Origin of the sequence: Pseudomonas sp. TJI-51 (assembly GCF_000190455.2) — a bacterium.
GTDB lineage: Bacteria > Pseudomonadota > Gammaproteobacteria > Pseudomonadales > Pseudomonadaceae > Aquipseudomonas > Aquipseudomonas juntendi.
Map to the genome: position 1 here is coordinate 1 of NZ_AEWE02000104.1, position 22,444 is coordinate 22,444.

Below are 22,444 nucleotides of genomic sequence, written 5' to 3' on the forward strand. Positions count from 1 at the left end.
TCACAGGCGCTGAAGATGCTCCGGCTACCCTTGCCAGGAACCATAGAATCTCCCACAGGTACTGCACAAGGGTCAGTCCCGGTGGTGCACATTGTGGGAGCTGGCTCGCCGGCGACAGGGCCCGATCGGGCAACATCACTGTTTGGGGAATAACCCACTCCCACACCGCGAGCAGAACGCCGCGCTTTGTTCATGGGTCTTTTTCTTGCAGACCGGGCAATCATGCTGCAGCTGCTCACCCCGCATGGCGTTGGCCAGCTCTGCGGTAAAGATCCCGGTCGGCACGGCAATGATCGAATAACCGATGATCATCACCATCGACGAAATTACCTGCCCCAAGGGCGTCTTCGGCACGATGTCGCCAAAGCCCACGGTGGTCAGGGTGACGATCGCCCAGTAGATGCCCTTGGGAATGCTGGTGAAACCGTGCTCCGGCCCTTCGATCACATACATCAGCGTGCCGAACACCGTGACCAGGGTCGATACCGTGACCAGGAACACGATGATCTTCTGCTTGCTGCCGCGCAGCGCGTCGATCAGGTAATGGGCCTGCTTGAGGTACGGGCTGAGCTTGAGTACGCGGAAGATCCGCAGCATGCGGATGACGCGGACGATCAACAGGTATTGGGCGTCGCTGTAATAAAGCGCGATGATCCCCGGCACGATCGCCAGTAAATCGACCAGCCCATAGAAACTGAAGGCATAGCGCAGCGGCTTGGGCGAGCAGTACAGGCGGGTGAGGTACTCGGCCAGGAAGATCGCGGTAAAGCCCCATTCGATACCGGCCAGCAGGCCGGCGTAGCCCTGGTGGACTTCGTCGATGCTGTCGAGGATCACCGTGACCAGGCTGGCCAGGATGATCAGCAGCAGGATTTTATCGAAGCGCCTGCCAGCGACGGTGTCGGTCTGGAAGACCATGATGTAAAGCCGCTCGCGCAGGCTTGCAGGGTTGTTCATTGGCTCATTCCGTAGTGCGATGGGCTGAGCCTAGGGGCTGTGTATCAGCTGTGCAAGCGGCTGGCGTCGCGCTGCTTGGGCTGGGCCAGCTGGCAGCCCAGGTGCATCAGCCAGCAGGCGGCGACGAAGGGTGCGGTGAGGCCGGGCAGCGGCAACAGCTTGAACAGTGATTGCAACAGCAACGCCAGGGCAATTGCCAGCAGTGTGACCCATGGCTTTTCACCTTGCCTGCTGAAGGCCAGCGCCGCCAGCGCGGCGTTGAAGCCAGCCAGGCCCATCCACGCTGCTTGCGCCTGGTCTGTGAGCAGCGCCATGCCGCCCCCGATGGCCGAGCCAATTACCGCCCACACCGCCGCATAGGGTTGGGCGATGAACATGCCGACGATGATCAGCAACCCGGCCAACGGCTGGTCGAGCAGGAAGATTTGCCCTATGCCGCGGGCCAGGGCGTACAGCGGTTCGGCTTCGACGAAGGCGGTCATCGAGGGTTCGGCGAGCAACAGCGTGCCCCAGCCCAACAGCACGAACGGTGCGGTATAGGCAACCAGCAGCTTGCCGCCGCGCTTGCGCCATTGGTGGGTGATGATGCTCGAAAGGCCGCCAGCGGCAATGATCAAGGGCGGCAGGATGGCCGACCAGGGCAGCACGGCGCTGATCAGGATGCCGATGAGTACGCCGTTGTAGCAGTACAGCCCGGCCTGGCGGTCGGCACGGTCGTAGCCGCGGCGCTGGGCAGTGAGCAGGCCGGCGAGGGCGCCGAGCAGGGCGCCGCCGACCAGGTCGGGCGCAGTCAGCAGGATGGCCAGCAGGCAGCACAGGCCGCACAGGGGGTTGCGCAGCAGCAGCACCTGGCTGAAGCCGTTGAGTAACGCCGTGGCCCAGTCGGGGCACGGGTTGACGAAATGTTTGCTGTACATGGGGCAGTCAGTGAAGTGGATGGGGAGCGGTGGGCCTCTTTGGGCCTCGGTTTTCCGCGATTCTTTGCTTCACCACCGACCCTGTGGGAGCGGGCGTGCCCGCGAAAGGGCCAGCAGGGTCAACGAAGTTGCCTGGACTGACGCATTCGCGGGCACGCCCGCTCCCACAGGGGCTATGCAGTGGCTTAGATCAGTGTTTCGATCCGCAGCGTGTTGGTCGACCCAGGTTTGCCGAACGGCACCCCGGCAGTGATCAGCAGTGTGTCGCCCCGGCTGGCCATGCCTTGTGCCTGGGCAATTTCCAGGGCCGTGGAGACCACCTCATCCACCTGGCGCAGGCGGTCATTGACCACCGAGTGCACACCCCAGGCCACGCTCAGGCGCCGCGCGGTGTTCAGGTTGGGCGTAAGGTTGAGGATCGGTGCCCGTGGCCGTTCACGCGAAGCGCGCAGGGTGGAGGCGCCCGACTCGCTGTAGTTGACCAGCACCGCCACCGGGAGGATGCCGCTGATACGGCGGATTGCGCAGCTGATGGCGTCCGACACGGTGGCTTCGGCCTTGGGCCGGCCGACATCGAGCTGCGCCTGGTAGTCCGGGCCGTTCTCGACCTGGCGAATGATCTTGCTCATCATCTGCACAGCCTCCAGCGGGTAATCCCCCGAGGCAGTTTCGGCCGACAGCATCACCGCGTCGGCACCCTCGGCCACGGCGTTGGCCACGTCGGTGACTTCGGCACGGGTCGGTGCCGGCGAGAAACGCATCGATTCGAGCATCTGCGTGGCCACCACCACTGGCTTGCCCAGCTGGCGGCAGGTGCCAATGATGCGCTTCTGGATCTGCGGCACGCTTTCGGCCGGCACTTCCACGCCCAGGTCCCCACGGGCCACCATGATGGCGTCGGCCAGTTCGGCGATGGCTTGCAGATGCTCGACTGCCGACGGTTTCTCGATTTTGGCCATCAGGTAGGCGCGGCCGCCAATCAGCTGGCGCGCTTCAACGATGTCTTCAGGGCGCTGCACGAACGACAGGGCGACCCAGTCCACGCCCAGCTCCAGACCGAAGGCCAGGTCGCGGCGGTCTTTTTCGGTGAGCGGCGAGAGGTCGAGCACCGCTTGCGGTACGTTGACGCCCTTGCGGTCCGACAGCTCACCACCGTTCAGCACTTCGGTGTCGATCGCGTCGCTGTGCTTGGCGGTTACCCGCAGGCGCAGCTTGCCGTCGTCCAGCAGCAGGTCCATGCCTGGCTCCAGGGCGGCGATGATCTCGGGGTGCGGCAGGTTGACCCGGTGGTTATCGCCCGGGGTGTTGTCCAGGTCCAGGCGCAGGGCCTGGCCGCGTTGCAGCTGGACCTTGCCTTCGGCAAAGCGGCCGACCCGTAGCTTGGGCCCTTGCAGGTCCATGAGAATACCCAGGGGGTAGTTCAACTGCTGCTCGACTTCGCGGATCCACTGGTAGCGCAGGGCGTGGTCGGCGTGTTCGCCGTGGCTGAAATTGAGGCGGAAGATGTTCACCCCCGCTTCGACCAGTTGGCGGATGTCGTCGATGCCTTCGATCGCCGGGCCGAGGGTGGCGAGGATCTTCACTTTTTTATCAGGCGTCATGATTGGGCAGTCTCGAGGATCAGGATGGCGCGGAAGTCGTTGACGTTGGTGCGGGTCGGCTCGGTGACGATCAGTGCGTCCAGCGCGGCGAAGTAGCCATAGCCGTTGTTGTTGTCCAGCTCATCGCTGGCCGACAGGCCCAGGGCTTCGGCGCAGGCGTAACTGGCCGGGGTCATGAAGGCGCCGGCGTTTTCTTCCGAGCCGTCAATACCGTCGGTGTCACCGGCCAAGGCGTACACGCCCGGCAGCCCTTTCAGGCTTTCGGTGAGGCTGAGCAGGAACTCGGCATTGCGCCCGCCACGGCCATTGCCGCGCACGGTCACGGTGGTTTCGCCACCGGACAAGATCACGCAGGGCGCCTTCAGCGGCTGGCCGTGCAGCACGATCTGCCGGGCGATGCCGGCATGCACCTTGGCCACTTCCCGCGATTCGCCTTCCAGGTCGCCGAGGATCAGCGGGCTGAAGCCTGCCTGGCGAGCTTTGACTGCGGCGGCTTCCAGCGACTGCTGGGGCTTGGCAATCAGCTGGAAGTGGCTGCGGGCCAGGGCCGGGTCGTCGGCCTTGACGGTTTCCGAGGCCGGGTTGTTGAGCCAGTCGATCACCGCTTTTGGCGCTTCGATGTTGTAGCGCTTGAGAATGGCCAGGGCATCGGCCGAGGTGCTCGGGTCGGCCACGGTGGGGCCGGAAGCGATTACCGTGGCGAGGTCGCCGGGTACATCGGAGATGGCATAGGTGTAGACCGTTGCCGGCCAGCAAGCCTTGGCCAGGCGCCCGCCCTTGATCGCCGAGAGGTGCTTGCGCACGCAGTTCATCTCGCCGATGGTGGCGCCGGATTTCAGCAGTGCTTTGTTGATCTGCTGCTTGTCGGCCAGGGTCAGGCCCTCGGCGGGCAGGGCCAGCAGGGCAGAGCCACCGCCGGAGAGCAGGAATATGACGCGGTCTTCTTCATTGAGGTTGCTGACCAGTTCCAGCACGCGCTTGGCCACGGCCAGGCCGGCGGCATCCGGGACCGGGTGGGCGGCTTCGACCACCTCGATCTTCTGGCAGTTGGCGCCGTGGCCGTAACGGGTGACGACCAGGCCGGAGACTTCGCCCTGCCAGCTTTTCTCGACCACTTCGGCCATGGCGGCTGCGGCCTTGCCGGCGCCGATGACGATGACCCGGCCGCTACGGTCGGCGGGCAGGTAGGGTTCGAGAACTTGACGGGGGTGGGCGGCGGCGATGGCTGTGTCGAACAGGTCGCGGAGAATTTTTTGCGGATCGACCGACATGGCAGGCTCCCAATTATTGTTGTTCTGCACAATCAAAAACGCCCCTGGAACTGCCTCCGTGCAGGCCGAACCAGGGGCGGTCTCCACAGCTGCGAGCTGCGAGCTGCAAGCTACAAGCTACAAGCAAAAGCAGATCTGCTCTCGCTTGTCGCTTGTCGCTTGTCGCTTGTCGCTTGTCGCTTGCCACTTGAGGCTCACAGCTTGAAGCTTATTTCTCGTCGCGGATCGAGAAGTTGGCCATGTGCTCCAGGCCTTTGATCAGCGCCGAGTGGTCCCAGTTGCCGCCACCCAGGGCCTGGCAGGTGTTGAACACTTGCTGGGCATTGGAGGTGTTGGGCAGGTTGATGCCCAGCTCCTTGGCGCCTTGCAGGGCCAGGTTCAGGTCCTTCTGGTGCAGGTTGATGCGGAAGCCCGGGTCGAAGGTGCCCTTGATCATGCGCTCGGCATGCACCTCGAGGATTTTCGACGAGGCAAAGCCACCCATCAGCGCTTCACGCACCTTGGCCGGGTCGGCGCCGTTCTTGGCGGCGAACAGCAGCGCTTCGCTGACAGCCTGGATATTCAGGGCGACGATGATCTGGTTGGCCACCTTGGCGGTCTGGCCGTCACCGTTGCCACCCACGCGGGTGATGTTCTTGCCCATGGCCTGGAACAGTGGCAGGGCGCGCTCGAAGGCGTTCGGGCAGCCGCCAACCATGATGCTCAGGGTGGCGGCCTTGGCACCTACTTCGCCACCGGACACCGGGGCGTCCAGGTAGGCGGCGCCGGTGGCCTTGATTTTTTCGGCGAAGGATTTGGTGGCGGTAGGGGAGATCGAGCTCATGTCGATCACCACCTTGTTGGGGCCCACGCCTTCGGCCACGCCGTTGTCACCGAACAGCACGCTTTCCACTTGTGGGGTGTCCGGCACCATGACGATGATGAACTCGGCTTCCTGGGCCACTTCTTTCGGGTTGGCCAGGGCCACTGCACCGGCGGCGATCAGGTCGGCTGGCGCGGCGTCGTGGTGGGTGGAAACGAAAATGCTGTGCCCTGCTTTTTGCAGGTTCTGGGCCATGGGCTTGCCCATGATGCCGGTGCCGATGAAACCGATTTTAGCCATGAGAATATGCCTCTTTGTATTTGTGATGTCTCAAGCTGTGGGAGCGGGCATGCCCGCGAAACAGGCGACTCGGTGGATGGCACCGGCTATGCCGGTGTTCGCGGGCATGCCCGCTCCCACAGGGTTTCGTGTTTCACAGGGCGCTAGCGTTCAGCCGTTCAGATTGCGTTATGGGTCTTCAGCCAGCCCAGGCCTGCTTCGGTGGTGGTCAGCGGTTTGTATTCCGCGCCCACCCAGCCCTGGTAGCCGATGCGGTCCAGGTGTTCGAACAGGAAGCGGTAGTTGATCTCCCCGGTGCCTGGCTCGTTGCGGCCGGGGTTGTCGGCCAACTGGATGTGGTTGATCGACTTCAGGTTGGCTTCCATGGTCCGGGCCAGGTCACCTTCCATGATCTGCATGTGGTAGATGTCGTACTGCAGGAACAGGTTGTCGCTGCCTACCTCGGCCTGAATTTCCAGGGCCTGCTGGGTGGTATTGAGGTAGAAGCCAGGGATGTCGCGGGTGTTGATCATTTCCATGACCAGGCGGATGCCGGCGGCCTGGAGTTTGTCTGCGGCATACTTGAGGTTGGCGACGAAGGTCTTGCGCACGTCGGCACACTGCAGGCCTTGTGGGCGAATGCCGGCCAGGGCGTTGACCTGGGTATTGCCCAGCACCTTGGCATATTCGATGGCCTTGTCGACCCCCGCGCGGAATTCTTCGACGCGGTCGGGGTGGCAGGTGATCCCGCGCTCGCCTTTGGCCCAGTCACCGGCTGGCAGGTTGAACAGCACCTGGGTCAGGCCGTTGGCGTCCAGCTGCTGCTTGATTTCAGCCGCGCTGTAGTCGTACGGGAAGAGGTATTCGACGCCGCTGAAGCCAGCATCGGCGGCAGCCTTGAAGCGGGCCAGGAAGTCCTGTTCGGTGAACAGCATGGACAGGTTGGCAGCGAAGCGAGGCATAGGTGTCTCCTTGCGGTGAAGGCCCCCAGGGCATGCCTGGGGGCGTCAGGCGATCAGTCCAGCATCGAGATGGCGGTTGGCGCGTCGTTGCCGACCAGAGCCAAGTCTTCGAATTCGTTGACCGCGTTGATCTCGGTGCCCATGGAAATGTTGGTGACGCGCTCGAGAATCACCTCGACCACCACCGGTACGCGGAACTCTTCGGCCATCTTCTGCGCCTTGATCAGGGCAGGGGCGATCTCGGCCGGTTCGAACACGCGCAGGGCCTTGCAGCCCAGGCCTTCGACCACGGCCACGTGGTCAACGCCGTAGGTGGCAGCGTCGGTCGAGTTGATGTTCTCGAACGCCAGTTGTACACAGTAATCCATGTCGAAGCCACGCTGCGCCTGGCGGATCAGGCCCAGGTAGGCGTTGTTCACCAGCACATGAACGTACGGCAGGTTGAACTGTGCGCCCACCGCCAGCTCTTCGATCATGAACTGGAAGTCGTAGTCACCCGACAGCGCCACGACCTTGCGCTGCGGATCAGCCTTGACCACGCCCAGTGCCGCAGGGATGGTCCAGCCCAGCGGGCCGGCCTGGCCGCAGTTGATCCAGTGGCGTGGCTTGTACACGTGCAGGAACTGCGCGCCCGCAATCTGCGACAGGCCAATGGTGCTGACGTAGCAGGTGTCCTTGCCGAACACCTGGTTCATTTCTTCGTACACGCGCTGCGGCTTGACCGGCACATTGTCGAAGTGGGTCTTGCGCTGCAGGCTGGCCTTGCGCTGCTGGCAGTCTTCCAGCCAGGCCTTGCGGCATTTCAGCTTGCCAGCGGCTTGCCATTCGCGGGCGACTTCCAGGAGTACGTCCAGCGCCTTGCCAGCGTCGGAAACGATCCCCAGGTCCGGGGTGAACACGCGGCCGATTTGGGTCGGTTCGATGTCCACGTGGACGAATTTGCGGCCCTCGGTGTAGACGTCCACGGAGCCGGTGTGGCGGTTGGCCCAGCGGTTACCGATACCGAACACCAGGTCCGACTTGAGCAGGGTGGCGTTGCCGTAGCGGTGCGACGTCTGCAGGCCGACCATGCCGACCATCTGCGCGTGGTCGTCCGGCATGGTGCCCCAGCCCATCAGGGTCGGGATTACCGGTACGCCGGTCAGTTCAGCGAACGCCACCAGTTTGTCGCTGGCGTCGGCGTTGATGATGCCGCCGCCGGCGACCAGCAGCGGGCGCTCGGCGTCATTGAGCATGGCCAGGGCTTTTTCGGCCTGCACGCGGGTGGCGGCAGGTTTGTTGATGGCCAGCGGCTCGTAGGCGTCGATGTCGAATTCGATTTCGGCCATCTGCACGTCGAACGGCAGGTCGATCAGCACCGGGCCTGGGCGGCCGGTGCGCATTTCGTAGAAGGCTTTCTGGAAGGCGTAAGGCACCTGGCCTGGCTCCAGCACCGTGGTCGCCCACTTGGTCACCGGCTTGACGATGCTGGTGATATCGACAGCCTGGAAGTCTTCCTTGTGCAGGCGCGCACGCGGGGCCTGACCAGTGATGCAGAGAATAGGAATGGAGTCGGCCGAGGCACTGTACAAGCCGGTGACCATGTCGGTGCCGGCAGGGCCGGAGGTGCCGATGCACACACCGATGTTGCCCGGGTTGGCGCGGGTGTAGCCCTCGGCCATGTGCGAGGCACCTTCGACGTGGCGAGCGAGGACGTGATCGATGCCACCGACTTTCTTCAGGGCCGAGTACAGCGGATTGATGGCAGCCCCCGGGATGCCGAACGCGGTATCTACACCTTCACGGCGCATGACCAGAACGGCTGCATCGATTGCTCTCATTTTGCTCATGGTTTGTGCCTCATTGATTTTGTAATTGTATACAACTTGCTTTGCGGTAGAGTGTATTCACGCCTGGCGCTGTAGGTCAATGGGTTTTCATCGGTTGACTTGGCTTTCCTCAGAGCGCCCATGAAAACGGGAGTTTGCGTGATCGCATACGATCGTTTCAAAATATTGTATACAAAAACAATCCTCGTTGTGTTCTATTTGTTCATCGGTTTTCAACTGCCCTCAGGGCTTCTCACAACAAGAAGAGGACCTTTTCATGAACGCTTTGAACCTGAAAGTCGCCGTTGGGCTGGTAAACGCCGCGCTGGCGGCGGGCCGCAAGATCAACGCGGCGCCGCTGACCGTGGCGGTGCTGGATGCTGGCGGCCACCTGCTGGCGCTGCAGCGCGAAGATGGCGCCAGCCTGATCCGCCCGGAAGTGGCCACCGGCAAAGCCTGGGGTGCGATAGCCCTGGGCAAGGGCTCGCGCTTGCTGGCGCTGGATGCGCAGCAGCGGCCGGCGTTTTTTGCCGCGCTGAACGGGATGGGTGAACGGCCGGTGGTGCCGGCGCCGGGGGGCGTGCTGATTCGTGATCAGGACGGCAAGGTACTGGGTGCTGTCGGGATCAGCGGCGATACGTCGGATATCGACGAACAGTGCGCGATCAGTGCGATCGAGGAGGTGGGGTTGCTGGCGGATGCCGGAGTAGCGGCGTAAAGCTCAAGATAGCCGGGGCCGCGTTGCGGCCCTTTCGCGACACAAGGCCGCTCCTACGGGGAATCGCGTGACCCTGTAGGAGCGGCCTTGTGTCGCGAAAGGGCTGCAAAGCAGCCCCACTGGCCCTGTCAGGCCAGCTCGGGCTCACAGCCCTTGAGCACCATGCGGATGATGGTCTCGGCTGCTGCGTCATAATCGCTGTCGGCCAGCTTGGCCTTGCCGGTCACTGCAGAAATCTGCCAGTCGAAATCGGCATAGGTCTGGGTGGCCGCCCAGATGCTGAACATCAGGTGGTGCGCATCTACATGGGCGATCTGCCCGTTGTCGATCCAGCGCTGGATGCACTCGATGTTGTGCCGGGCCTGCTCGTTCAACTGCGCCACCTGGTTCGGTGACAGGTGCGGGGCACCGTGCATGATCTCGCTGGCAAATACCTTGGAGGCATGGGGCAAGTCGCGGGAAATGCGGATTTTCGAGCGAATGTAGGCGCTCAGCACTTCTTTCGGGTCACCGTCGGCATTGAACGGCGTGGACGCCTGCATGATCGGCGCGATGATGCTTTCCAGCACCTCGCGGTAGAGGTTGTCCTTGGACTTGAAATAGTAATACACGTTCGGCTTGGGCAAGCCGGCCTTGGCCGCAATATCGCTGGTCTTGGTGGCCGCGAAGCCCTTGTCGGCGAATTCCTCGCTGGCTGCGCGCAGGATCAATTCCTTGTTGCGCTCGCGAATGGTGCTCATGGTCAGGGATCTTCCTCGTGTCTGGCCACCTCTAAGAGGGATCGGGCATGGTAGCACCGGGCCCGACGGGCGCTCAAGGCAGCGGCTTTGGGCTAGAATTCTGGGCAATTACTCATTCGGATGCAGGCAAACATGGCAGGAAGCAGTCTACTGGTACTGATCGACGATATCGCCACGTTGCTGGACGATGTTTCGCTGATGACCAAAGTGGCAGCAAAAAAAACCGCAGGCGTGCTGGGCGATGACCTGGCGCTCAATGCCCAGCAGGTGACGGGTGTGCGGGCTGATCGTGAACTGCCGGTGGTGTGGGCGGTGGCCAAGGGTTCGTTGATGAACAAGGCCATTCTGGTACCGGCGGCCCTGCTGATCAGCGCTTTCATCCCTTGGGCGGTCACGCCCTTGCTGATGCTGGGTGGCGCGTATCTGTGCTTCGAGGGCTTCGAGAAGCTGGCGCACAAGTTCTTGCACAGCAAAGAAGACGACGAGGCGCAAAAGGCTGCGCGCAAACAGGCTGTGGCCGATGCCAATGTCGACCTGGTGGCGTATGAGAAAGCCAAGATCAAAGGGGCTGTGCGTACCGACTTCATCCTGTCGGCGGAAATCATCGCCATTACCCTGGGCATCGTCGCCGACTCGCCGCTGCCACAGCAGGTGATCGTGCTGTCGGGCATCGCGGTGGTAATGACCTTGGGCGTTTACGGGGTGGTGGGCGGCATTGTCAAACTGGACGACCTCGGGCTGTGGATGACCAAGCGGGCGTCGGGCGTGGCTCAGGCGGTAGGCAATGGCATATTGCGCGCGGCACCCTACATGATGAAAGGCCTGTCGGTGGTCGGCACGGCGGCGATGTTCCTGGTGGGTGGCGGGATTCTGGTGCATGGCATCGCGCCGCTGCATCACGCGGTCGAAGCGTTCAGCGAGGGGCGCGGTGGTGGGCTTACCGTGGCGTTGCTCAATGGCGTGGCCGGGGTGGTGGCCGGGGCCGTGGTGCTGGCGGTGGTGGCGGTGGCCGGCAAGTTGTGGCGGGCGGTTCGGCCGGCCAGCTAGTGCGCATGGCCGGGGCGTTGCGCCGGTTCGCGGGCACGCCCGCTCCCACAGGTACAGTGTCTGCCTTGGGCGGAGCGCGGACCCTGTGGGAGCGGGCGTGCCCGCGAATGGGCCGCAGCGCGGCCCCGAGGGCTCAGGTCAGAAGTGCACCTTGACCAGGAAGCTCATGGTGTTCTGGTCGGTGGTGAAGGCATCGCTGTCCTTGATGCCGTACTTGTTCTTCCAGTAGTCATACTCCACACCCACGTACAACTGCTTCTCGCCAAAGTGCAGCGCCTTGCCCAGGTCGTACTTGATCTGCGGGTTGAAGTGCAGGTTGGCGTGGTAGGTGCCACGGCGGTTCTGGTCGTTGTCGACCACCCAGTCCATGAAGCCGTCGATCAGTACGTCGGAATCCCCGACCGGGATGGTATACGACCACACCGGCGTGATCTGCCACACATTGTCGCCGGCACGGCTGCCGTCGGTGGTGCGGTTGTAGAAGTTCAGCTGGAAGTAGTCGAAACCGGGGATGGCCAGGTCGAAGCCCGGGCCGATCAGGTACGACTCGGTATCACCCTCGCCAAACTCGTAGGTCATGGCCAGCAGCACGTCTTTGACCGGGCCGAACTCCAGCTTCTGGTCGAAGATCTTGCCAAACGACAGGCGTGGGCTGATCTCGCCATAGTAGGTGTTCGGGCCGTTGCCCTCGTCCTTCTGGCCCTGGTAGAAGATCTTGTCGACAAAGATGAAGTTGTCGCCGTACTTCCAGCCATCGGCATGTTCGAAGGTCACGGTTTGCTGGGTTGGCGGGTTGACCTTGAAGTTCTTGCCCCACAGGTAGGTCAGGCTGTTGTTCTGCCATTGCAGCAAGTCACCGCCGAAGGTGGTGCCGCAGGCCAGCAGGCCGCCAGCAAGGATCAGGCTGTTGATGGTACGCATTGCGAGTGTCGCTCCCTTGTTTGATCTGTTGTCTACGCTCGTTGTTGGCGCTTTTTGTCTTTTGAGTCAGCTTTTTTCGATAGGCCACAGCTGTTTGGCAAGGGTTGGGCCAACTTTTCCGGGTTGGCAAAACCTTCCTGCTCGACTTCGTTCTGAACGGATGAAAAGGGTCTTTCAGGCTGGCAACACGTTCGCCAACCGCCCGTATTCATTGACTGAGCGGTCAGTAAACGCAGGCAGAATCCGTTCTGCCCTGATCGAGGGGGCGCGCAGATTACTGGCTTGCGCGCCGCGCCTCAAGTGCTCCGTCCTGGAGCGCTGTGAATCAAACTTGTGCGTTTGGTCAACTTCTTAGAAGTGTACCTTGATCAGCGCGCTCGCCACGCTCTGGTTGCTGTCCAGGTTGCCGCGGCTGTCGATGCCGTACTTGTCCTTCCAGTAGCTGTACTCGAAGCCCACATAAAGCTGCTTCGCCCCCAGGTTCAGGGCCTTGCCCAGGTCATATTTGACCTGCGGGTTGAAGTGCAGGTTGGCGTGGTAGGTGCCACGGCGGGTCTGGTCGTTGTCGGTCACCCAGTCCATGTAACCATCGATCAGGATGTCGGACTTGCCCACCGGCAGGGTGTACGACCAGGCGGGGGTGATCTGCCACACATTGTCCCCGGGGCGGCTGCCCTCGGTGTTGCGCACATAGAAGTTGAGGGTGAAGTAGTTGAAGCCCGGGATGGCCAGGTCGAAGCCGGGGCCGATCAGGTAGGCCTCGTTGTCGCCTTCGCCACGTTCGTAGGTCATGGCCAGCAACACATCCTTGACCGGGCCGAACGCCAGTTTGCGGTCGAAGATCTTGCCGAATGACAGGCGCGGGCTGAACTCACCGTAGTAGGTGGTCACGCCCTTGCTGGCGTCTGCTTTGCCGTTGTAGAAAATCTTGTCGACGAACATGAAAGTGTCGCCGTACTTCCATTTGTTGGCGTGCTCGAAGGTAACCGTTTGCTGGATGCTGGGGTTGACCTTGAAGTCCTTGCCGTACAGGTAGGTCAGGCTTTCGCCGTGCCATTGCAGCCATTCGCCCGCGTGGGCAGGAACGGTAGCCAGCAAGCTGCTGCCCAGCAAGAGGGACGTGGTGATGCGTTTCATGTTGTGCTTCCCGGACTTATTGTTTTTTTTGGGTTTTTTTGGCGTGCAGGTGCCCCGGGCGGCCCATTCCGGCGGGCCGACGGTGTAGCGTCTACGACGGTTCGAGACCGGAGCGGCAACAGGCCGCTCCCGTTCACTCGAAGGGGTTTTGCCTCAGTGCTGGTGACAGGCGTCGTTGTGCACCGCGCGGTCGGCACCGCCCAGAATGTTGAACAGCACGTTCAACACCAGGGCGCTGACCGTGGCCATGGCGATGCCACTGTGGGTGATGGGCTCCATCCACTGCGGCATCTGCGCGAAGAACTCCGGGCGCACCACGGGGATCAGGCCGAAGCCCACGCTTACCGCAACCAGCAACTGGTTGCGGCGGTCGCCGATGTCGGCTTCCTGGAGGATCTTGATCCCGGTAGCGGTCACCATGCCGAACATGGCGATCGACGCCCCACCCAGTACCGCGGGCGGGATCGATGCGATCAGAAACGCTGCCTTGGGCAGCAGGCTGAGCAGAATCAGCAGGGCGCCGGCCACGATGGTGACAAAGCGGCAGCGGACCCCGGTCATTTGCACCAGGCCGATGTTCTGGGCGAACGACGAGTGGGTGAAGGTGTTGAAAAAGCCGGCGATGAACGAGGCACCGGCATCGCACAGCAGGCCGCGGCGGAGCATGCCTGGGGTGACTTCGCGGTCGGTCACCTTGCCCAGGGCCAGGAACATGCCCGTGGACTCGACGAAGATGATCACCACCACCAGGCACATGGACAGGATCGGTGCCAGGCTGAAAGTCGGCATGCCGAAGTGCAGGGGCGTCACCACCTGCAACCACGGCGCTTCACTCAGGCCTGACAGGTCGACCATGCCGATGGTGCCGGCCAGCACGTAGCCCAGGCCCATGCCAACCAGCACCGACACATTGACCCAGAAGCCGCGCATGAAGCGGTTGATCAGCAGGATCACGGCCAGCACCAGGCCGGCCACCAGCAGGTAGATCGGCGAGCCGAACGTACTGGCATCCTGGCCGCCGCCGGCCCAGTTGACCGCTACCGGGAACAGCGACAGGCCAATCGAGGTGATCACCGTTCCGGTGACCAGTGGTGGGAAGAAGCGCACGACCTTGGACATGAACGGTGCGATCAGCATGCCGAAGAAGCCGGCGGCGATGGTCGCGCCGAAGATCCCCTGCAGGCCTACACCGGGCATGCCGGCCATGGCCACCATGCTGCCCACGGCTGCGAAACTGGCACCCATCATCACTGGCATGCGGATGCCCACCGGGCCGATACCGAACGACTGGATGATGGTGGCGACGCCAGCGACCAGCAGGTCGGCGTTGATCAGGAAAGCGACTTCTTCACGGGACAGCCCGGCGGCCTGGCCAATGATCAGCGGCACAGCGATGGCGCCACCGTACATCAGCAAAACGTGTTGCAGGCCAACCAGGAACAGTTGGAACAGGGGCAAGGGTTCGCGCGGTGGCGCAACGGGTATGTACGCCTTGCGGGACTCGGACATGCAGCACCTCGAGTTTTGTTTTTATTCTCGGATCCAAGTGCCAAGCTCCAAGCGGCAAGCTTCAAGAAAAAGCTTGGTATCCGCACTGGAGCCTGGCACTCGATGCTTGCTTCCTACTACGTACAGCTTGAGGCTTGCAGCTTGACGCTTGTGGCTCGATCAGTTGACCTGGGCGCCCTTGGCGATCCAGTCACCGACCAGCTTGCGCTCCTCGGTGGTCATCTGGGTGATGTTGCCCAGCGGCATGATCTGGCTGGCCACTGCCTGCGCCTGAATGCGCGCGGCCTGGGCCTGGATCTGCTGCGGGGTGTCGAACATCACGCCGGCAGGCGCGGCGCTGAACAGTGGGCTGGTCGGCTTGGCCGAGTGGCACACGGTGCAGCGTTCCTGGATGACATTGTGGATCTTGTCGAAGTCGCCAGCACCGGCCTGGGCCGTAGCCTGGGCCGGGGCTTCGGCAGGCGCTGCGGCGGCCTTGGCGGCCTCTTCGGCGCGTTGCTCGGCAGCGGTCTTGCCACCCACAGCCGTAGCCGGCAGAGGCTGGTACTCGATCTTCGCGGCGGCCTGCTCAGGGCTCACTGCCATCGGTTTGGGGCCGGTGACGTAGGCCAGGCAAATCATTGCCAGGGCACCGACAGGCAAGGTCCAGGCGTACTTGTTGCTGTCGTGGCGGGTGTTGAAGTAGTGGCGGATCAGCACCGCAGCTACCGCGATACCGGCCAGGATCAGCCAGTTGTACTGGCTACCGTAGGTGCTCGGGAAGTGGTTGCTGATCATGATGAACAGCACCGGCAGGGTGAAGTAGTTGTTGTGACGCGAGCGCAACAGGCCTTTGGCCGGCAGTACCGGGTCGGGCGTCTGGTTGTTCTCGATCGCGGCCACCAGCTGGCGCTGGGCCGGCATGATGATGCGGAACACGTTGCCGACCATGATGGTGCCGATGATCGCGCCGGTGTGCAGGTAGGCACCGCGGCCGCTGAACACCAGGCTGAAGCCCCAGCAGGCGGCGATGATCAGCACGAACAGCACGGCACCGAGCAACGCCGGCTTCTTGCCCAGCGGCGAGTCGCACAGGAAGTCGTAGATGAACCAGCCGGCGACCAGCGAGCCGATACCGATGGCCACGCCTTCGGCACCGCTGAGGGTACTGCCAGGGGCCAGCAGGTACAGCGTCGGGTTCCAGTAGAACACCACGCACAGCAGGGCGATACCGGACATCCAGGTGAAGTAGGCTTCCCATTTGAACCAGTGCAGGTTCTCGGGCATTTTCGGGGGGGCGAGCTTGTATTTCTCCAGGTGGTAGATACCACCGCCGTGAATCGCCCAGAGATCACCCGACAACCCATCGCGCGGGTTGCTTCGGTTCAGGTGGTTCTCCAGCCAGACGAAGTAGAACGATGCACCGATCCAGGCTACGCCGGTGATCATGTGAACCCAGCGAATGCTCAGGTTCAGCCATTCGTGAAGGTGTGCTTCCACAGTATGTACCTCTGCCGATCACCGAGAACGATGACCGACCTTTTCTTATTGGTGGGGATTGAGGATCAGCATCTGTTCCTCGGTGAAGTAATGCTCATCGCAGTTGTTGCCAGAACCGCTGCGATCAACCACCAGGAAGTCATCCCGCTTTTCGATCGTCAGCACCGGGTGGTGCCAGACGCCGCGATGGTAATTAACGCCCTGCCTGCCATTACTGCGGAAGGCACGGACCAAGCCTGATACAGGTGCATCGCCAATGGGCGCGACCACGATCAGAAAGGGGTTGCCGAGCAGCGGGATGAAAGCCTGGCTGCCCAGCGGGTGGCGTTCCAGCATGCGTACGGTCAGCGGCATGTCCAGCGCATCGGCGCGGAAGATGCTGATGATCGCCTTGTCTTCAGGCTCGGCGGTCTCGACCGTGGCGAGCTTGTGAAAGCGCATGGTCGAGCCATTGTTGATCATGAAGTGGTCGCTGCCGTCGGTTTCGATCACGTCGCCGAAGGGAGCGAAGGCTTCTTTGGTCAGGGGCTCGATCATCAGGGTGCGCATGCGGGTCTCTCTTTTATGTTCGTTGTACTGAATGGGGGTCGGCTGCCGCTTACAGCTGCAGCAGGCGGAACAGGGCGATCAGGTTGATCTGCGCCAAGGCTTCCTTGAATTCGGCCTCGCTGTCGTTGTGGATGCGCTTTTCGAACGCGGCGAGTATCTGGTGCCGGTTGCTGCCTTTTACCGCCATGATGAACGGGAACTGGAACTTGGCCTTGTAGGCATCGTTCAGCTCGGTGAAACGGGCGAACTCTTCGGCGGTGCACTGGTGGATACCGGCGCCGGCCTGTTCGTTGGTGCTCGATGCGGTGAGCTCGCCCTGAATGGCGGCCTTGCCGGCCAAGTCCGGGTGAGCATTGATCAGTGCCAGCTGGTCAGTGTGACTGGCGCTGAGCAGGATATCGCTCATGCGCTGGTGCAGTACCTCGACTTCGTCCAGTTCACCCAACTGGCCCAGGTCGTAGGCTTTTTCGGCGACCCACGGCGAGTGCTCGTAGATGTCGGCGAATACCTCGACGAAGGCGTCGCGGTCCAGGGCGGAGGGCTTGAGGGTCTTGAAGGCGGTCATCAGGCGTTCTCTTTCTTGTACGGGTGGGTGGTGTGCCAGTGGCGGGCGATGTCCACGCGACGGGCGAACCAGACCTGCTCGTGGCTCTTGGCGTAGTCGATGAAGCGCTTGAGCGCAGCCAGGCGCGCCGGGCGGCCGACCAGGCGGCAGTGCAGGCCGATGGAGAGCATCTTCGGCGCTTCGGCGCCTTCGGCATAAAGCACGTCGAACGCGTCTTTCAGGTACTGGAAGAACTGCTCGCCACAGTTGAAACCCTGCACCTGGGTGAAGCGCATGTCGTTGGTGTCCAGGGTGTAGGGGATCACCAGGTGCGGCTTGCCGGTCGGGTTGTTCGGCTCCCAGTAGGGCAGGTCGTCGTCGTAGGTGTCGCTGTCGTAGAGGAAGCCACCTTCCTCCATCACCAGGCGGCGGGTGTTCGGGCCGGTGCGGCCGGTGTACCAGCCCACTGGGCGTTCACCGGTGATTTCGGTGAGGATGCGGATGGCTTCGAGCATGTGCTCGCGCTCCTGGGCCTCATCCATGTACTGGTAGTCGATCCAGCGGTAGCCGTGGCTGCAGATCTCGTGGCCAGCTTCGGCCATGGCGCGGATCACGTCGGGGTGGCGCTGGGCGGCCATGGCCACGGCAAAGATGGTGAGCGGGACGCCGCTGTCCTTGAACAGCTTGAGCAGGCGCCATACACCGGCACGGCTGCCGTACTCATACAGCGACTCCATGCTCATGTTGCGCTGGCCTTGCAGCGGCTGGGCAGCAACCATTTCGGAGAGGAACGCTTCGGACTCCTTGTCGCCGTGCAGGATGTTGCGTTCGCCACCTTCCTCGTAATTGAGCACGAAAGACAGCGCGATGCGAGCGTTGCCCGGCCATTGCGGGTGAGGAGGGTTGTTGCCGTAACCGATCAGGTCGCGAGGATAGTCAGCGCTCACTGCAGTCTTCCTTCTTGTGCGTTGGTGCGGGGGGTGGGCGGGCCGCGTCGGGATGTCGCACCACCGGATGGGCTGATTGTATACAACTTATGAAATCTTTTGTAAGCCTGTTTTTCCGCATTTCTGCCCTTTTGTCGCTTCACTGCCAGCAAGAAATACAGTGCAAGAAACCTGCCTGATTGGTCAGATAATGAAGTGGGCGTCGCTATCCCGCCTTTATTCGCGACTGCTGGGTCGTTTGTGGGCAAGGTGCGGTGGGGTGCGACGGCTGGGTCCAAAAAATTGTGTACAATTTTGCAGTGGAATGTCTTAATAGCCTCATTCGCGCCTGCCGCAGGCCCTGTTTGGGTGCGCTGGCGAGTATTTCTTGCCCACAGATTGAACAAGAGGCGACACGCAATGGGACGTTTGACCACACACGTACTGGATGCCGCGCATGGCTGCCCGGGCAGCTCGATCAAGGTCGAGCTGTACCGTGTCGAAGGCCAGCAACTGGAGCTGGTGAACACCGCCCTGACCAACAGCGATGGCCGCGTCGACGCGCCGCTGTTGCAAGGCGACGACTACCGCACTGGCGTCTACCAGCTGCAGTTCAGCGCAGGCGACTACTACCGCGCCCGCGGTGTGCAACTGCCGGCCCAGGCGTTCCTGGATGTTGTGGTGCTGCGCTTTGGCATCGACGAGCAGCAGGAGCACTACCACGTGCCGCTGTTGATCTCGCCGTACAGCTATTCGACCTACCGTGGAAGCTAGTTGGTCGCTAGAAGAATCTTCGTAGGTCCTTTGGCCCGCTCTCACACTGGCGGGCTTTTTTTCGTCCGTAGTACGCTTTTTTTCCCGGCTTTACCTGTTTCGCTTGGCGGCCTTTGCAGTCATGCCGAGAAGGTCGCTGTAAGAACACCGGATGCTTGTTGCACGCAGACCTACTTGGAGATTATTGATTCTTAAGTCAAAGGGTACAGGGATCGAGCCGGCTGCGGGCGTGTTGAGCGCTACCGAAAAAGCCAATTTGATAGCGTCCCGGTGGTCGAGATGAATATTTAGCCCGCTGCGATTCAGCGTAATTCCAGAGTTGGGCGTGCCAGGCAGAACTGCGTTCATTGGTAAGTTAACTTGCAATCCGCCAGAACCAACGCTGAATTTCATTTCTTTAGCCATGCCCCAGATGTCACCTGGATGCAGATTGTATTGCACGCCCGACCAGCTGATGGTCACGTTGCTTTTGCTTGGGGGAGTAATGACATTTTCAGGGTTTACCACAGTTGTATGGGGCTGTTGGCTGGGGGCCGTGAGTGGTGGGTTTACCTGTGGCGCGCTGCCGGGTGTTCTATTTTTCTTAAGGGTGAACGCACCCAAAACCGCATTAATAAATGAATGTCCGTCGCGATCAATTCGATTGACAGGGTCTCCTTGGCAGTAGGCGTACGCATTCAATCCGCCTCTGCCAAAAGGACTTCTGTCGTCTGGGCTGTAGAACCGTCCGAGCTGAGGGCTGAAATGGCGATAGCCTTGGCCGAGCGGATACAGACCTGATACGGGATCTTGAAAATGGCCGTTATAGCCTAGTAAATCGCCACTGAGTACACTGTAACCACAAGGGGTGTAGTTGCGTGCAGCAGGCACAATGTGCATAGGAGCTATCTCCGGCCCTACCGTCATTGAGGGTGCACCATGTTTATCATTTCCCTGCGCCCCCGGCACCTGATAAAAGTGTCAGGCTGAAGCACTCGCTAAAGTAGGGGTATCTGTAATGAAGAAGGGCGCGGAGGCGCCCTTTTGAAACTATGTAGGTTAAAGGAACACGAACTTGGCAATGAAGATCGCGCACAGCACCCACAGGCTGGCGGAGATTTCCTTGTACTTGCCGGTACCTGCCTTCAATGCCACATAGCTGATGAAGCCCAGGGCGATGCCATCGGCGACCGAGAAGGTCAACGGCATCATGATCACCGTGACAATTGCCGGAATGCTGTCGGTAGCCTCGTCCCAATGGATGTGCGCCATGCTGCCCATCATCAGCATGGCCACGTAGATCAGCGCGCCTGCAGTTGCGTAAGCTGGGATCATCCCGGCCAGTGGGGCAAAGAACATCGCCGCCACAAACAGCAAACCGACCACCACCGCCGTCAGGCCGGTGCGGCCACCTGCCGCAACCCCGGCAGCACTTTCCACATAGCTGGTCACTGGCGGTACACCCACCACCGCACCGAACACACTCGATGCACTGTCGGCCTTCAACGCCCGCGACAGGTTCTCGATACGCCCGTCCGGTGCTACCAGATTCGCCCGCTGGGCCACACCCATCAGCGTGCCGGCCGTATCGAACATGTGCACGAACAGGAACGCCAGCACCACGCTGATCATGCTGACGTTGAACACGCCCGCCACGTCCATCGCCATCCAGGTCGGTGCCAGGCTCGGCGGCATCGACATCACCCCGCCAAATTTCACCAGGCCTAGCCCCCAGCCTGCCAGGGTCACGCCGATGATGCTGATCAGGATCGCGCCGAACACGCGCTTGTAGCTGAGAATGGCGATCAGCAGGAAGCACACCGCCGCCAGCAGTGGCCCGGGCTCATGCAGCGAGCCCAGCTTGATCAGGGTGGCGGGGCTGTCGACGATGATGCCGGCGGTTTTCAGGCCGATCAGCCCGAGAAACAATCCGACGCCGGCCCCCATGGCATGGCGCAGGCTGACCGGGATGCTGTTTAGCAGCCATTCGCGCACTTTCGACAAGGTCAGGAACATGAACAGCACGCCCGAAACGAAAACGGCCCCCAGCGCGGTTTCCCAGTTGTAACCCATGGTGCCGACCACGGTGTAGGTGAAGAAGGCGTTGAGCCCCATGCCTGGCGCCAGGCCCACCGGCCAGTTGGCGTACAGGCCCATCAGCAGGCAACCCAGCGCCGCGGCGATGCAGGTGGCGACGAAGGCGGCGCCATGGTCGATGCCGGCGTCGGCCATGATGTTGGGGTTGACGAAGATGATGTAGGCCATGGTGATGAAGGTGGTCACCCCGGCGATCAGTTCGGTTTTGACGGTGCTGCCGTGTTGCTTGAGTTTGAAAATCCGCTCCAGCCAACTCGTTTCGAGCGGCGGGGCAAGATCCAGCGTAGGGGCTTCGGATTTGCGGCTTTCCACAGCGTGTACTCCTCAAGTCTTTCTTGTTGTTGTGGGGGCCAGTTCCTGCGCCATGCACTTGGTGACCCCGCGAGGTGAGGCAGACGTCCGACCGTTTTGTTGACTTATGGGTCAAGAAGTTGCTCGATGGATTATGCTTTTGTGTACAAAGAATGCAAATAATGTTTTATGTTTTGTGTGCGCAATGCGTCGTACAACGGCTATATAGCGAAAACGCCCCCTGCGGAATCGCCTCAGCCTGTGTACAATGGCGCCATACTTTCTCTTCGTGCCTCGAGAGCCCATGAACGAACAGCTGCAACCTCTGAAGAAACCTGCACGGATCGGCAAGGCCGGCCGCAGCGGTACCCAGGACGACATCGTCTACGCGCATATTTTCGAGGCGATTCTTGAACAGCGGCTGGCCCCGGGCACCAAGTTGAGCGAGGAAGCGCTGGGCGAAATCTTCGGCGTCAGCCGCACCATCATCCGCCGCGCCCTGTCTCGGCTGGCTCACGAGAGCGTGGTCTTGCTGCGGCCCAACCGCGGCGCCGTGGTGGCGAGCCCGACCGTTGAAGAGGCGCGCCAGGTGTTCTTCTCGCGGCGCATGGTAGAACGGGCCATTACCGAACTGGCCGTGCAGCATGCCACCGCCGAGCAACTGAACGAGCTGCGACAGATGGTGCGTGAAGAGCGTGACAGCTTCTCGCGCGGCGACCGTGGTGCGGGTATCCGCCTGTCCGGCGAGTTCCACCTCAAGTTGGCCGAGGCAGCGGGCAATGCGCCGCTGGTCAGCTTCCAGCGCAGCCTGGTGTCGCAGACCTCGCTGATCATTGCCCAGTACGAAAGCGGCACGCGCTCGCACTGCTCGTATGACGAACACATGCAGCTGATCGACGCCATCGAGGCGCGCGATGCCCAGCAGGCGGTGAGCCTGATGATGCACCACATGGACCACATCGACAGCAAGCTGAACCTGGACGAGGAAAGCGCCTCGGACGACCTGCATGCGGTGTTCTCGCATTTGCTGAAAAAGCCCAAGGTTTCCGTCAAGGGCTGATCGTTTGCCTGGTTAGCCCCAGGGGTGTGCATGTGTGCTCACCCCTGGGGCTGCTCTGCAGCCCATCGCGACACAA

20 protein-coding genes and 1 pseudogene are annotated in these 22,444 nt (G+C 61.8%); 4 read left to right on the forward strand and 17 right to left on the reverse strand.

Annotation, left to right across the window (positions count from 1 at the left end; genetic code table 11):
- Nucleotides 1-135 precede the first annotated feature (135 nt).
- The 7 genes from G1E_RS20715 to gcl form a co-directional block, all read right to left on the reverse strand.
- A complete protein-coding gene (locus G1E_RS20715) occupies nucleotides 136-957 on the reverse strand; it encodes an ion transporter (RefSeq protein ID WP_009683949.1) in 822 nt (273 codons plus the stop codon).
- A gap of 44 nt (nucleotides 958-1,001) precedes the next feature.
- Complete coding sequence (locus G1E_RS20720) at nucleotides 1,002-1,874, reverse strand: urea transporter (RefSeq protein ID WP_009683948.1); 873 nt, start codon at nucleotides 1,872-1,874, stop codon at nucleotides 1,002-1,004.
- A 185-nt stretch (nucleotides 1,875-2,059) separates the two neighbouring features.
- Entirely contained in the window at nucleotides 2,060-3,475 is a 1,416-nt protein-coding gene (gene pyk, locus G1E_RS20725) for a pyruvate kinase (RefSeq protein WP_009683947.1), read from the reverse strand.
- Nucleotides 3,472-4,746, reverse strand: coding sequence for a glycerate kinase (locus tag G1E_RS20730; RefSeq protein WP_009683946.1), 1,275 nt, complete (start codon nucleotides 4,744-4,746; stop codon nucleotides 3,472-3,474). The genes pyk and G1E_RS20730 overlap by 4 nt, the downstream gene beginning before the upstream one ends.
- Nucleotides 4,747-4,954: 208 nt before the next feature.
- Complete coding sequence (locus tag G1E_RS20735) at nucleotides 4,955-5,848, reverse strand: 2-hydroxy-3-oxopropionate reductase (RefSeq protein ID WP_009683945.1); 894 nt, start codon at nucleotides 5,846-5,848, stop codon at nucleotides 4,955-4,957.
- Between the two features lie 158 nt (nucleotides 5,849-6,006).
- Complete coding sequence (gene hyi / locus G1E_RS20740) at nucleotides 6,007-6,789, reverse strand: hydroxypyruvate isomerase (protein WP_009683944.1); 783 nt, start codon at nucleotides 6,787-6,789, stop codon at nucleotides 6,007-6,009.
- A gap of 53 nt (nucleotides 6,790-6,842) precedes the next feature.
- Complete coding sequence (gene gcl, locus G1E_RS20745) at nucleotides 6,843-8,618, reverse strand: glyoxylate carboligase (protein ID WP_029885696.1); 1,776 nt, start codon at nucleotides 8,616-8,618, stop codon at nucleotides 6,843-6,845.
- 256 nt (nucleotides 8,619-8,874) lie between these two features.
- On the opposite strand from gcl, the gene G1E_RS20750 reads away from it, so the two are divergent.
- A complete protein-coding gene (locus tag G1E_RS20750) occupies nucleotides 8,875-9,315 on the forward strand; it encodes a heme-binding protein (RefSeq protein ID WP_009683941.1) in 441 nt (146 codons plus the stop codon).
- A 128-nt stretch (nucleotides 9,316-9,443) separates the two neighbouring features.
- Here G1E_RS20750 and G1E_RS20755 read toward each other — a convergent pair whose 3' ends face one another.
- The gene (locus G1E_RS20755) at nucleotides 9,444-10,055 is read right to left on the reverse strand and encodes a TetR/AcrR family transcriptional regulator (RefSeq protein ID WP_009683940.1); all 612 of its coding nucleotides are present in this window, start codon (nucleotides 10,053-10,055) and stop codon (nucleotides 9,444-9,446) included.
- A gap of 132 nt (nucleotides 10,056-10,187) precedes the next feature.
- On the opposite strand from G1E_RS20755, the gene G1E_RS20760 reads away from it, so the two are divergent.
- On the forward strand, nucleotides 10,188-11,102 hold the full coding sequence (locus G1E_RS20760) for a DUF808 domain-containing protein (protein WP_009683939.1): 915 nt from the start codon (nucleotides 10,188-10,190) through the stop codon (nucleotides 11,100-11,102).
- Nucleotides 11,103-11,240: 138 nt separating this feature from the next.
- Here the strand turns inward: G1E_RS20760 and G1E_RS20765 are convergent, their stop codons facing one another.
- The 7 genes from G1E_RS20765 to puuE all read right to left on the reverse strand — a co-directional run bounded on the left by G1E_RS20765 (nucleotide 11,241) and on the right by puuE (nucleotide 18,188).
- Complete coding sequence (locus tag G1E_RS20765; protein ID WP_009683938.1) at nucleotides 11,241-12,023, reverse strand: outer membrane protein OmpK; 783 nt, start codon at nucleotides 12,021-12,023, stop codon at nucleotides 11,241-11,243.
- A gap of 351 nt (nucleotides 12,024-12,374) precedes the next feature.
- Entirely contained in the window at nucleotides 12,375-13,160 is a 786-nt protein-coding gene (locus tag G1E_RS20770; protein WP_009683937.1) for an outer membrane protein OmpK, read from the reverse strand.
- A 153-nt stretch (nucleotides 13,161-13,313) separates the two neighbouring features.
- Nucleotides 13,314-14,669: a nucleobase:cation symporter-2 family protein gene (locus tag G1E_RS20775; protein ID WP_009683936.1), complete on the reverse strand. Its 1,356-nt coding sequence runs from the start codon at nucleotides 14,667-14,669 to the stop codon at nucleotides 13,314-13,316.
- A 159-nt stretch (nucleotides 14,670-14,828) separates the two neighbouring features.
- Nucleotides 14,829-16,148: a urate hydroxylase PuuD gene (locus G1E_RS20780; protein WP_029885695.1), complete on the reverse strand. Its 1,320-nt coding sequence runs from the start codon at nucleotides 16,146-16,148 to the stop codon at nucleotides 14,829-14,831.
- Between the two features lie 45 nt (nucleotides 16,149-16,193).
- Nucleotides 16,194-16,697 carry an ureidoglycolate lyase gene (locus tag G1E_RS20785; protein WP_009683933.1) on the reverse strand — a complete coding sequence of 168 codons (504 nt, stop codon included), beginning with the start codon at nucleotides 16,695-16,697 and terminating at the stop codon, nucleotides 16,194-16,196.
- A gap of 49 nt (nucleotides 16,698-16,746) precedes the next feature.
- Complete coding sequence (gene uraD / locus G1E_RS20790) at nucleotides 16,747-17,262, reverse strand: 2-oxo-4-hydroxy-4-carboxy-5-ureidoimidazoline decarboxylase (protein ID WP_009683932.1); 516 nt, start codon at nucleotides 17,260-17,262, stop codon at nucleotides 16,747-16,749.
- Nucleotides 17,262-18,188 carry an allantoinase PuuE gene (gene puuE, locus G1E_RS20795; protein WP_009683931.1) on the reverse strand — a complete coding sequence of 309 codons (927 nt, stop codon included), beginning with the start codon at nucleotides 18,186-18,188 and terminating at the stop codon, nucleotides 17,262-17,264. The genes uraD and puuE overlap by 1 nt, the downstream gene beginning before the upstream one ends.
- A gap of 399 nt (nucleotides 18,189-18,587) precedes the next feature.
- Between puuE and uraH the strand changes: the two genes are divergently transcribed.
- Nucleotides 18,588-18,941: a hydroxyisourate hydrolase gene (gene uraH, locus G1E_RS20800; RefSeq protein WP_003259496.1), complete on the forward strand. Its 354-nt coding sequence runs from the start codon at nucleotides 18,588-18,590 to the stop codon at nucleotides 18,939-18,941.
- A 612-nt stretch (nucleotides 18,942-19,553) separates the two neighbouring features.
- Here uraH and G1E_RS30280 read toward each other — a convergent pair.
- Nucleotides 19,554-19,793, reverse strand: a pseudogene (locus G1E_RS30280) (RHS repeat-associated core domain-containing protein); the annotation flags it as partial.
- A 186-nt stretch (nucleotides 19,794-19,979) separates the two neighbouring features.
- Nucleotides 19,980-21,329, reverse strand: a complete 1,350-nt coding sequence (locus tag G1E_RS20805) for an NCS2 family permease (protein WP_009683929.1) — start codon at nucleotides 21,327-21,329, stop codon at nucleotides 19,980-19,982.
- Between the two features lie 283 nt (nucleotides 21,330-21,612).
- Between G1E_RS20805 and G1E_RS20810 the strand changes: the two genes are divergently transcribed.
- The gene (locus G1E_RS20810) at nucleotides 21,613-22,368 is read left to right on the forward strand and encodes a GntR family transcriptional regulator (RefSeq protein ID WP_009683928.1); all 756 of its coding nucleotides are present in this window, start codon (nucleotides 21,613-21,615) and stop codon (nucleotides 22,366-22,368) included.
- The last annotated feature ends 76 nt before the right edge of the window (nucleotides 22,369-22,444 follow it).